Source organism: Acinetobacter rudis, assembly GCF_031157835.1.
In the GTDB taxonomy this organism is placed as follows: Bacteria; Pseudomonadota; Gammaproteobacteria; order Pseudomonadales; family Moraxellaceae; genus Acinetobacter; species Acinetobacter rudis_A.
Genome location: NZ_JAVIDR010000004.1, coordinates 184607 through 197417, shown reverse-complemented (window position 1 = coordinate 197417; position 12811 = coordinate 184607). Strand labels below are relative to the sequence as shown.

Here is a 12811-nt window from a genome sequence, read left to right as displayed (position 1 = left end):
ACAAGGGTATTGTTTTAATCTAAACGACAGCTTATGTCTTTTGATCGTCGCTTATGCAGTTTTAGCCCATTTTCTCTCATATTGCCAAGTAAATAATACCGAATTTAAATACTTATAAGCCTATAGACTCTAAAGTTTTACCTTGAGTTTCTTCACCAAGTACAATCACCACCGCTGCAACAGCAAACAATACTGCTGTGAACATCATAAAAATATGACTAAAGCCATCATTTAAAACCAACAGTTGAGTTACAACCAAAGGTGCAACAATGCCACCTAAACGACCAATAGCAGAGGCCCAACCAGAGCCAAAAGCACGAATATTGGCAGGATATAACTCAGGGGTATAGGTATATAAAACGCCCCAAGCACCTAAATTAAAGAATGACATCAAACAGCCCCAAAACATAATACTATTGACTGTACTTGATTGACCAAAAAAATAGGCTGCAACGGCACACATTGCGATGAAACCGGCTAATGTTAATTTGCGTCCTAGCTTTTCAACCAACCATGCTGCTGCAATATATCCTGGTAACTGTGCCAAAATCATCAATAATACATATTCAAATGACTGGACTATGCTATAGCCTTGCTTGATCAGCAAACTAGGTAACCATGTAAAAATACCATAATACGAATACACGATCCCAAACCAAATCAGCCAAAGCATTAAACTACGACGTGCTAAACGTCCTGACCATAACTGGGCAAATGATACTGTATGTTTCTTGGCAACAGGTGTGACAACAATTTCATTGACTGGTTCAAGACCACATTGTCGCTCTATGTTTTGTAGTAAGCGGTGTGCTTCTTCAATTCGGCCCGCATTTATTAAAAAAGGAATAGATTCAGGTACCTTCTTCAAAATAATAAAAACATATAATAAAGGTAAGCCACCTATCAGGAATGCGATTTCCCAACCATATTGAGGGATTACAAAGTAAGCAACTAGAGCAGCAACCAACCAGCCTAAACCCCAGAAACTTTCTAATAAAACAATGAAACGACCACGAACATGAGCAGGAATATATTCACTCACCAAAGTAACAGCAACGGGCAGTTGTCCACCAAGTCCCAAACCCACAATGAATCTAAAAAAGAGTAAATAGCTTAAATTCGGTGCTACAGCACATAAGGCGGTTGCAATACTATAAATGGCCAAGGTCAATGCAAAGACTTTTTTACGACCTAATCGATCAGCCAGTGCACCAGAACATACAGCACCAATGGCCATACCAATAAAGCCTATAGAAACAATCCATCCCTTATCACTTGCTGTAATCTGCCAATCTTCAGCAATTCGAGTCAGAATAAAAGCGATTAGACCTGTATCCATAGCATCGAACATCCAACCTAAACCAATCACAACGAGTAAACGGTAGTGAAAAGGTCCAATAGGTAACCGTTGAACACGCGACAGGAGGTCCATAGATTTACTCTGCAGTTATTGGAGCCGATGACTCCTCATAATTAATTACTAAAGGTCTTTAGAAGAAGCGGATTGTTCATCGTCATCTTTATAAATAAATTTAGGCATTTCTAAACCATAATAAATGGCGATACAACGTAAAGAGAAGCCAAATACTAAAGTTGCTATGACAGTAACTTCTAAGGATACGCCAAAGTTTTGACAGGCCCAATAAAAAATTACGGAAACAAAAGAAATACTTGCATAGAGTTCACGTCTAAATACCAAAGGTACATCATTACAAAGAATATCACGTAGAATCCCACCAGATACGCCTGTAAGTACACCAGCTACAGCTGATATGACAAAACCATGTCCCATTTCTAACGCGATTTGACAACCAATAATGGTAAAACCAATTAAACCCAAGGCATCCAACAGCAAGAATATTGAATGTAAATGACGCATCCATTTAGCAATGATGATCGTGAAGAATGCAGCCCCACAAGTGAGGACCAAATATTCGGGATGTTTAACCCAGGTTAAAGGGTAATGCCCAATTAATACATCACGAACAGAACCGCCTCCAAGTGCCGTGACTGAGGCAATCAGCATCACCCCAAACCAGTCCATGCTTCGACGTCCAGCTGATAATGCACCTGTCATCGCCTCTGCGGTAATCGCAATAATATAAATCACCAGTAAAAGCATCGTTGTTTTTTTCCACGGCCGATGTATTAGGCGGCTATTCTAAGACAAAACTTAAAAAAAGTTACAAATATTGAGCGCAGCAGTGCTTAAATTTTTTCAAGGAACCACAAAGGCAAGCTTGCTTCATGCTTGGCAGTGCCGTTGTTGGATCAAGAAAATACCAGCGTTCGGCCATACGTACAAAATAGGAGCTTTCCTGATGTATTTGTGCTTGACCGTCATGGTAATGCGCTCTAAATTCAACCAAAGCATGATGTTTATCAAGCTGTTCATTGACCTGTAGTATTTCAAGAGCTAACCAACGATTTTCTTTGCTCCAATCTGCAATCGCAGCACGATCCAAACTAGACTGCTGCCCTATTGCTGTGGTCTGCACAATATAATCGATCTGTTGTAATGCAAATGCACTATAACGCGATCGCATTAATTGCGCTGCTGTTTGTGCATGTACTCGGCCCAAATGCAAAGGCTGACAACATGTTATATATGCTCCCTGCCCACAAGGACAATTTTGCACAGATATCACCATTTTTTCCTCAGTTAAATTTAGTTTCGCTATTGCTATTCATTTATACAAAAAAAGCAGTCCCGAACGAACTGCTTTTTCATTAATTAGAATCTTATTGATTTACAATATGATATGCGTAAATCATGATGCTTGATGCTGATCTTGTTCAAGTACAAAAATATGCACTTTATCAATTTTATGACCATCCATCGTCATCACCTCAAAACGGTGCTTGTATGCTGTCAAACTTTCACCATCTGTAGGCAAGCGTCCGAGGTGGAATAAAATAAATCCAGAAAGTGTCGAATACTGTTCCGACTCATCGACCAAGTCACAACCCAACAGCAAAGAAACATGACGAATATCGGTTGAACCTTCCAAAATGATAGAACCATCTTCCAAGCTTGCAGCCTGAGTTTCTATCTCATCTTCATCAGGAAATTCACCAGCAATTGCTTCTAACACATCAATTGGAGTGGCGATCCCTTCAATAGAACCATATTCATTCAACACAATCGCCAACTGTAATGGTGCTTGACGAAGTTGCTCCATCACCATAAGGACTTGTGCATTTTCATGCACAATCACAGGTTCACGGAGATGCTTTTCAAAATTAAGCACGCCTGTTTCAATATAATCATTCATAACCTTGTGTGTTAGCACAATACCGGCCATGTTATCTAACTCACCACGTGCCACAATTAAGCGCGAGTGTGTCATTGACATTAAACGGCTCTTAATTTCTTCTGCATCATCATCTAAGTCAATCCACTCCAGTTCTGGACGTGGTGTCATCACCGACTTCACTGGACGTTCAGATAAACTCAATACACCTTGAACCATTACACTGTGATAAATGCTGTTTTCAGGGTCAAAAAGCTCTTTTGCCAAAGCCTCTGTTTTGAGTACATCTTCAACTGGCGCATGATCTGCGTTGTGGTTTTTTCCCCCCAACATACGAAGTACTGCTGAAGCGGTTCGGTAGCGTAGATCATTTGTAGTAACTCGTTTTTCCTGATTTTTACGCGTTACTTGGTTAATCATTTCAATGAGTACAGAGAATCCAATAGCAGCGTACAAGTAGCCTTTTGGAATATGGAAGCCAAAGCCTTCAACGATCAGAGAGAAACCAATCATCATTAAGAAGCCTAAGCATAAAATAACCACTGTTGGATGTTTATTCACAAAATCCATCAATGGCTTAGATGCCCACAGCATGATACCAACAGCAATAACCACTGCCACCATCATGATGGAAAGCTCTTTAACCATACCAACCGCAGTAATCACACTATCAAGAGAGAAGACTGCATCCAGTACAACAATTTGAACGATCACCATCCAAAAAGCGGCATGTACAGGATTTTCTTCCTTAAAGTGTTGCTTACCTTCGATACGCTCATGCAATTCCATCGTACCCTTGAATAATAAGAACACCCCACCAAAGAGTAAAATCAAGTCACGTCCAGAAAAAGGATGATCAAAGATATGGAACAATGGTGCAGTCAGCGTTACTACCCAAGCAATAGATGCAAGTAAAATTAAACGCATTACTAAGGCAAGAGATAAACCTAATATGCGAGCAGCATTACGTTGTTCTGGTGGAAGCTTCTCCGCCAAAATTGCAATAAAGACTAAGTTATCAATTCCGAGAACAATTTCTAAGACAATGAGGGTAGCGAGTCCTACCCAAGCCGAAGGATCAGACATCCACTCAAAGATCATGATCCAACTCCATATTGGATGAAACTATTTTTTGATCAAAGTTCTGTTGTTGTACACAGAACACTGTCTGATTTTGAAAAATTATTATTTGAAAAAAAGGCACATTTTTCGAGCGACTACAACCACTACCCATGTTCATTCATTAGTTGCTAAACGAAGTAGCCAGTATAACAAGATCAAACAGAAATTCATCTTATTTCTGTATATTATCGTAATTCATACAGCGCTTTTTTCTAAAATTGCGCTCTTTTCACAGGCTTGTTATTGTTCACTTTCTACTGTCATATTTATCGCTTAAACTGTAAAAAACGAAATAGCAAAATATAGTGAGTTTATATCCTTGATGAATCCCGTTTCAGATCAAAACAATCTAAATAATATGCAAAGCTCAATGCCAACTACACAAACGTTAATTGCTCTTTATTGTGGTTCTAGACCTGGTCATTCACCAATTTACAAAGAAAGCGCTATTCAGCTTGCTCAAGCAATTGCCGAACAAGGTTTTGGTATTGTTTATGGTGGAGCAAGTATTGGACTTATGGGTCAAGTTGCCGATACGGTTGTTGAACATGGTGGTACAGCTGTAGGCGTCATTCCAGAATTTATGTTGGATTATGAAATTGCTCATAATAATTTAAGTGAGCTGCATATTGTCAAAAGCATGCATGAGCGTAAGTCAATGATGGCTGATCGTGCTGCAGCCTTTATTGCTCTTCCAGGTGGTTTAGGTACTTTTGAAGAAATTTTAGAAATCGCAACTTGGGGACAACTTAATCAGCATTGCAAACCCATGATGCTCTATAACGTGAATGGCTTTTACGACAACCTTATTGCCCAACTTGACCATGCAACTCAAGAGGGCTTCCTCCCTCCTCAACATCGCTCCAAACTCATGGTTTGCGATAACATTGGTCAAATTTTCGAAATCATCCAGCACGTTGAACGTCAACCCCCAGCGAAAGTACTATTTTAGTTTTTTGCCTATTCAGCACAACAATAAGCGTCTATATTGGTCCTGTTATAATTGAGTGCATTGAAAAATATTCACTCAATTAATCACCACCCTAAAGAACAGTACTATGCAAACCCAGCAACGCTTAGCACCTCAATATCGCTTATTGGTGTTTCTTGTATCAATCGGCTTCTTTATGCAAGGCCTTGATACCACAATTATCAATACAGCTTTGCCAGCCATGGCACAAAATCTTAATATTAACCCACTACAAATGCACAATGTAGTGATTAGTTATGTGCTTGCTGTGGCTGCTTTTATTCCATTAAGTGGTTGGTTGGCCGATCGTTTTGGTATTCGCCATGTTTATGTTGCTGCAATTGTTATCTTTAGTCTTTCATCACTAGGATGTGCCTTATCCCACAACCTAAACCAACTCATTGGGTTTAGAATTTTACAGGGTATTGGTGGTGCTTTACTCATGCCTGTGGGCCGTTTAGCTATGCTGAAATTGATTCCACGAGAACAATTTCTTGCTGCAATGAGTATGATGAGTTTAGCTGGTCTCATTGGCCCACTCATTGGTCCAAGTTTAGGGGGATGGTTAGTCCAATACACGTCTTGGCATTGGATTTTTCTCATTAATATTCCTATGGGTATTTTAGGGGTCTTTGTAAGCTTCAAGGCAATGCCAAACTTACGTGAACTCAAAGTGAAGGCTTTTGACCTCAGCGGATTTATTCTACTGATGTTGGCCATGGTTGGATTGGCCTTGGGGATTGAGCAAATTGCGGACCCTAATGGTCATATATCATTTAGTTTATTACTTTTTGTAGTGGGTGCTTTGGCTAGCCTCTACTATGTCTATCATGCCCATAGCCATAAAAATGCGTTATTTAGAGCTCAACTTTTCCAACATCAAATTTATCGTTTGGGTGTACTAGGTAATTTCTTCATTCGTCTTGGTGCTAATGCAATCCCATTTCTAGTTCCGCTCATGCTACAAGTTGCGTTTCACATGGAACCGCTTATGGCGGGAATTATGATGACTCCTATGGTTGTGGGATCTCTGTTTTCAAAACCCATGATCCGCCCAATAATTCAAAAAACGGGATATCGGACATTTTTAATTGCCAATAGCATTCTATTAGGACTGTGTATTGCAAGCTTTGCTCTTACCACAGTCGACACACCACTATGGCTAAGAACAGTGCACTTTTTTATCTTCGGTATTCTCAATTCTTTACAGTTTGTCAGTATGAATACTTTGACACTCAAAGACCTCCCACAACAAGATGCCAGCAGTGGTAACAGTTTCCTCTCAATGATTATGATGCTTTCGATGAGTATTGGTGTTGCTCTAGCGAGCACGCTGTTAAATTTATTCAGCGGCATTTTCAATGGACATGAAACGACACTCGCCTTCCAGTTAGCCTTTATTAGTTTAGGAACGCTCAACATACTATCAACTTGGATTTTTTGGAAATTGCCAAAAAATAAAATGATTTAGCAGTGTTTCAACTTTTGGGTGTTATGCTAAAGCAAATTTCCAGATGATGAATGCAATACTGATGATGAAGTACAAAGCTGCTGTACCAAAATCACAATCAGATCAGAACCTCATTCATAAGACGTTTAGTGCTTTATACAGCCTCCCACTTATGATGGTCTTTGGATTGGGTATGCTCATGCTATTAAACATGGCGCATTTTGCTCATGCACAATCTTCATTTACTGTTCGTGGTTTTGACGTATCGCATCATCAAGGCAAGATTGACTGGACTCAAATTTCTCGACAGCATTACCAATTTGTCTATCTCAAAGCAACAGAGGGTGGAGATTATCTAGATCCCAAGTTCCAAGATTATTGGTTAGAAGCACGTGAACGCGGTTTATCTGTTGGGGCTTATCACTTTTACAATTTATGCCGCGATGCTGAAATACAAAGTCAAAATTTTATCCATACTGTACCCAAAAAGGAAAATGCCTTACCACCAGTAATTGATTTAGAGTATGACAGCCGTTGTATTCAGCAAACTACCAAAGAACAACTGCTAAAACAAATTCAGATCATGCATGATCGCTTATACCAACACTATGGCAAAGCTCCAATTTTCTACACTACTCCTAATTTCTATGCTGTAATTTTGGCTGGACACTTCCAGCAAACACCGCTTTGGATTCGAGACTATCAAGCCCAACCACAGTTGAAAGGTCGGCAATGGACTTTATGGCAATATAGTAAACAAGGTAAAATTAATGGCATTCAAGGTGATGTTGATCTCAACGTGTTTTATGCAGATCAAGCGACTTGGCAGAAATTTATTCGACCTTAAATTGAGTGATTGCCTATGAGCATACGCAAAATCATACATGTAGATATGGATGCCTTTTATGCTTCAGTGGCTTTGCGTCATCATCCAGAGCTTAAACATTTACCTGTAGTTATCTCTTCACAACACCCTCGCGCTGTTATTGCTGCAGCTTCTTATCCTGCGCGTAAATATGGTTTACGCTCAGCAATGCCAATGTCTCAAGCACGCAAACTCTGTCCCGAAGTTATTGTTATTGAACCAGACTTTGCATTATACAAAACGATTTCCGCCGAAATTCATCAAACTTTTAAACGTCATACACATCTTATTGAGCCACTATCCTTAGATGAAGCTTATTTAGACGTCACTGAAAATTTACAACAATTGCCCAGCGCAACGGAAGTTGCCGAATCTATTCGCGCTGAAATTTTTCAAAAAACAGGACTTACAGCATCAGCAGGAGTCGCACCAAATAAATTTTTGGCGAAAATCGCTTCAGATTGGAACAAACCTGATGGCCTTTGTGTTATTAAACCACATCAAGTACAACATTTTATTCAAGATTTAGATCTTAAAAAAATACCCGGTGTTGGCAAAGTCACTTATGAAAAACTCAAGCTATTACAGCTCACTACACTAGGTGATTTACAAGGATTACAAGAGCATATTTTAATCCAACATTTTGGTAAATACGGGCAGCAACTCTTCCTCTATGCGCAAGGTATTGACGAACGTCCAGTACAAAGTGAACGGCAACGCCAACAAATCTCAAAAGAAACGACCTTTGATCAAGATTTGACGCTCATACAATGTCGACCGTATTGGGCCCCTCTCTGTCAAAATATCTGGCATAGTCTAGAACAAAAACAATTACAGGCACGTGGTGTCAGCCTAAAATTAAAATTAAAGAACTTTCAAACCATCCAACACAGTAAAAGTTTTAAACACGTATTAAATAGTGTGGATGCTTTATATTTGGCATTAGAACAACTGTTAAATGAATTACACGTCGACGAATATGCACAATTTAGATTAGTTGGTGTCGGGGTTTACCAACTTGAAGTGAAACAGCAGCAAGCCCAATTAGATTTATGGGCTTAGTTTGATTAAATTTTAATCAACTGAATAAATTATATGCACAGAGACTCCCATATTAATAAAAAATAGCGTAGTCTAGTGGCTGCTCTACATTTATCCAATGTTGAAGCTGAGTTGCTAAAACTGACCTATATTTTTAGCATACTGTCCTGTGATTACCGTGACGATCAAATCCGAAAATGACAGGACGCTCAGAACAATTATTAAAACTCTTCTTCATCGCTCTTCATCATTAATTCTTTTATTTAAACTCAAGCCCTTTCTTCTTTTACAACCTCATTTTGTAGTTTGTAAAATGTTCACGTAAAATAACAGCACATATTAACAAGAGTACTCACATGACTGTGCAACGTTTACGTGTTGAAAAGCGTTTTTCTGAGGTTGCTATTTCAGGAAATTTAGTTCACCTTGCTGGCCAACTTGCTGAAGATACCTCAGTGGGTATCTGTGAGCAAACCCAACAGACTCTAGCACTGATTGATCAATTATTAGCAGAAGCTGGTACAGATAAACGCCACATTATGTCCGTTATGATTTTTATTAAAAATATTGAAACTGACTATACCGCTATGAACGAAGTGTGGGATGCATGGTGTGCAGATATGCAAGCACCACCAAGAACTTGTGTTGAAGCAAAACTCTATGCTCCTGATGTTCTAGTTGAAATGACTGTGGTTGCCGTTAAGCCATAAATACAGCAAATCAAATAAGCAAAAAGCCTAGGCTTTTTGCTTTAGCCAAAAAGACGATTTTTTTCAAGGCGATGCTGATAATTACTCGTGGTCAATAAACGCTCCATAATGGCTTCATCGCGCTGCTCATGTAAAATATCCGTTAAAAAGTCAGCTTGTAACTGATCAATGTCTGGCACACCAACATAACGTAATACACGGTAGCCCGCAGTTTTTAAGACCGCATCTTGATAGGCAGCAGCACGCGAACGCTTTAATATATTCGCATCATCAATCGCAACTACAGCAATCACACGGTAGTCTTTGTCTAAAAGCACAAAATCAGCAATCATTTTTTGGTATTTACGCCGAGTATGCAAATACTTGGTTGTTAAAATTGCATCAAATGAAACATGTGCTAGTACTTGTGCATGGGGTAAAGTTTCTTTTAAACGATTATATAAAATTTGCTCAGCAGCACTCAGTAGCGCCTTCTGTCTAAGTGGACTATCTTGTCGTTTTATACTTTTCATATGATGGTAGGCCAAAGCTATAACAAGCCCTAGCATGACCACACTGGCAATTAGCAGTATTTCCATCCTTTTTCCTTTTATAGTCTAGTTATTCATACTTGAGTAAAAATACCCAATCTCAATTAGTTTAATGTTGTTCTCTCCCATCCCTTCCGTCACTGTCTGCTTTGCGATAAACCTCTTTGAGGTCTTACTGTTTTTACACCATTATTGATGTAAATTTACGATCTTTCAGACGGACGACTTTTCAATTTTTTTGATATTTAATGCAACTTGCTCAAATTTTATTTGTGCAATATTAAAGATAAATGAATATTGCCAATTAGTTTGTTATACCGAGATATATTTAAAAATACAATCAGAAAAATTTAAATATTATTGAGCATTTCACTGTTAATATGAATTACAGTATAAAATCCATGCAAATTCACATAAAAAAACCAGATCAACGAAATGATCTGGTTTGTATACTGCAATATAAATTTTGATTTAAATGCAATATTAGCCTTTGCTAAAACGGCCTTTGGACTTGGTTTTAGCTTTGGCCTTATTTTGACCTGTCTCTCGTGGAGGCAATCCTGTGTGTTGTGTCAAGATTTGCCCTGCCTCTGGACGAGCTGGACGTTTAGCCATATTACCTTGACGCTTTTGTGAATCACCAGAAACACTTGAATTTTTCTTACGTGCTGACTTGTAATCCCCTTCACTTCCTTGCGGTTGATAAGTTGGAATCAAATGTTGCTTGGAATTACCAATTAAATCTGCACGTCCCATATCTTTAAGTGCTTGACGTAGTAATGGCCAATTATTCGGATCATGATAACGTAGAAATGCTTTATGTAAACGACGGCGTTTTTCACCTTTTACAATGTCTACATCTTCGGTATAACGAGCCACCTTGGCTAATGGGTTTTTCTGACTGTAGTACATTGTCGTTGCTGTCGCCATTGGCGATGGATAGAACGTCTGTACCTGATCAGCACGGAAACCATTTTTCTTTAGCCAAATCGCTAAATTCATCATGTCATAATCCGTTGTACCCGGATGCGCCGCAATGAAGTAAGGAATTAGATACTGCTCTTTACCTGCTTCTTTGCTAAAACGGTCAAACATCTGTTTAAAACGATCATATGTTCCTATACCAGGCTTCATCATTTTAGATAAAGGCCCTTTCTCAGTATGTTCAGGTGCAATTTTTAAATAACCGCCAACATGATGTTGTACCAGCTCTTTAACATACTCAGGATTCAGAACTGCCAAATCATAACGCAAACCAGAACCAATCAAGATTTTCTTAATGCCAGGCAAGGCACGTGCTTTACGATACAGTTGGGTCAAAGGTGCATGATCTGTATGTAAGTTTTGACAAACACCCGGGAAGACACAAGAAGGCTTACGACAGTTTTTCTCGATCTCAGCATCTTTACAATGCAACCGATACATATTGGCTGTTGGTCCACCTAAATCAGAAATAATTCCTGTAAAACCAGGTGCGCTGTCTCGAATCTTTTCGACTTCACGTAAAATTGAATCTTCTGAACGATTCTGAATAATACGTCCTTCATGTTCTGTGATTGAACAGAAAGTACAACCACCAAAACACCCCCGCATAATATTGACGGAGAATTTAATCATATCAAATGCTGGAAAACGAGCATTGCCATAAGCTGGATGTGGCAGACGCGCATAAGGTAAATCAAACACGTAATCCATTTCTTCAGTCGTCAATGGAATCGGTGGTGGATTTAACCATACATCTCGTTCACCATGACGTTGTACTAAAGCACGTGCATTACCCGGATTGGTTTCCAAATGTAAGATTCGGTTAGCATGCGCATATAGGACAGGGTCTTCAGAAACCTGTTCAAATGCTGGTAGACGAATCACAGCTAATTCACGGGGCGGTAATTTATGTTTAATTGCTTTACTTTTGTTCGATTGCAACTGCACGATTTGTGTATCTTCATCCAATTCATCGCCTGCACGTACAATTGGATTAGCAACTAATTCTTTTTGAAAATTTTGGTACTGTGTCAGGCTATTACCCTTATCTTTTTCAATTTCACAGCCATCTAAATCTTCTGTCATAACATATGGATTAATAATCGGATCAACACGTCCAACTGTATCCACATCATTTGATGCAATTTCTACAAACTGAGCTTTGCTAGCACGATTGTTTTTATTCACAATAAATGCCGTACCACGGACATCTGTAATTTCGTGAATTTTTTCCCCTTTAGCCAAACGATGCATCACCTCAATGATTGAACGTTCGCCATTGCCATACATCAATAGATCTGCTTTTGAATCCATCAAAATCGAACGACGCACCTTATCTGACCAATAGTCATAATGGGCGATTCGACGTAATGAGCCCTCAATTCCCCCCAACAAAACAGGTGTATCTGGATACGCTTCACGACAACGCTGACAATATACTGTTGCTGCGCGGTCTGGACGTTTATTCGGTTGATTATCAGGAGAATAAGCATCGTCCGAACGGATTTTACGATCTGCCGTATAGCGGTTGATCATTGAATCCATATTACCTGCGGTAACTCCCCAAGCAATTGTTGGCTGACCTAGAGCACGAAAAGCCTCAACATTGGTCCAATCTGGCTGGGCAATAATTCCTACACGAAAACCTTGTGCTTCTAAAACACGACCAATCACACCAGAAACAAAGGAAGGGTGATCAATATAAGCATCGCCACAGACCAAGATAAAATCACAGGCATCCCAACCAAGTTGATCCATCTCGGCTCGAGACATAGGCAAAAAAGGCGCTGGTTCAAAGCAAGACGCCCAATATTTGTCATAGTCAAACAACGCCTTCGGCGCAGTCTGAGCAGTATAAGCTGTCGACATGTACATCATCTCGGTG

Annotated in this window: 11 protein-coding genes; 5 read left to right on the top strand and 6 right to left on the bottom strand. The window is 39.4% G+C overall.

The annotated features are described in order from the left end of the window. Positions 1-112 precede the first annotated feature (112 nt). The 4 genes from niaP to RFH42_RS06615 all read right to left on the bottom strand — a co-directional run bounded on the left by niaP (position 113) and on the right by RFH42_RS06615 (position 4355). Positions 113-1432 (bottom strand): niacin transporter NiaP, encoded by a 1320-nt coding sequence (gene niaP / locus RFH42_RS06630; protein WP_308974805.1) that lies wholly within the window; start codon positions 1430-1432, stop codon positions 113-115. Between the two features lie 48 nt (positions 1433-1480). Next, entirely contained in the window at positions 1481-2122 is a 642-nt protein-coding gene (locus tag RFH42_RS06625; protein ID WP_308974804.1) for a trimeric intracellular cation channel family protein, read from the bottom strand. Between the two features lie 61 nt (positions 2123-2183). Continuing rightward, entirely contained in the window at positions 2184-2648 is a 465-nt protein-coding gene (locus tag RFH42_RS06620; RefSeq protein ID WP_308974803.1) for a YchJ family protein, read from the bottom strand. 123 nt (positions 2649-2771) lie between these two features. Beyond that, entirely contained in the window at positions 2772-4355 is a 1584-nt protein-coding gene (locus RFH42_RS06615; protein WP_308974802.1) for a TerC family protein, read from the bottom strand. 343 nt (positions 4356-4698) lie between these two features. On the opposite strand from RFH42_RS06615, the gene RFH42_RS06610 reads away from it, so the two are divergent. The 5 genes from RFH42_RS06610 to RFH42_RS06590 all read left to right on the top strand — a co-directional run bounded on the left by RFH42_RS06610 (position 4699) and on the right by RFH42_RS06590 (position 9412). Next, positions 4699-5328 (top strand): LOG family protein, encoded by a 630-nt coding sequence (locus RFH42_RS06610; RefSeq protein ID WP_308974850.1) that lies wholly within the window; start codon positions 4699-4701, stop codon positions 5326-5328. A gap of 106 nt (positions 5329-5434) precedes the next feature. Then, complete coding sequence (gene mdtD / locus RFH42_RS06605) at positions 5435-6817, top strand: multidrug transporter subunit MdtD (protein ID WP_308974801.1); 1383 nt, start codon at positions 5435-5437, stop codon at positions 6815-6817. A gap of 61 nt (positions 6818-6878) precedes the next feature. Then, positions 6879-7643 carry a glycoside hydrolase family 25 protein gene (locus RFH42_RS06600; protein ID WP_374990818.1) on the top strand — a complete coding sequence of 255 codons (765 nt, stop codon included), beginning with the start codon at positions 6879-6881 and terminating at the stop codon, positions 7641-7643. 21 nt (positions 7644-7664) lie between these two features. Further along, positions 7665-8723: a DNA polymerase IV gene (gene dinB / locus RFH42_RS06595; protein WP_308974848.1), complete on the top strand. Its 1059-nt coding sequence runs from the start codon at positions 7665-7667 to the stop codon at positions 8721-8723. A 335-nt stretch (positions 8724-9058) separates the two neighbouring features. Next, positions 9059-9412 (top strand): RidA family protein, encoded by a 354-nt coding sequence (locus RFH42_RS06590; RefSeq protein WP_308974800.1) that lies wholly within the window; start codon positions 9059-9061, stop codon positions 9410-9412. A gap of 41 nt (positions 9413-9453) precedes the next feature. On the opposite strand, the gene RFH42_RS06585 is transcribed toward RFH42_RS06590, so the two are convergent. Continuing rightward, positions 9454-9990, bottom strand: a complete 537-nt coding sequence (locus RFH42_RS06585; protein WP_308974799.1) for a DUF2726 domain-containing protein — start codon at positions 9988-9990, stop codon at positions 9454-9456. 435 nt (positions 9991-10425) lie between these two features. Beyond that, positions 10426-12795, bottom strand: a complete 2370-nt coding sequence (locus tag RFH42_RS06580; RefSeq protein ID WP_308974798.1) for a YgiQ family radical SAM protein — start codon at positions 12793-12795, stop codon at positions 10426-10428. Between the last annotated feature and the right edge of the window lie 16 nt (positions 12796-12811).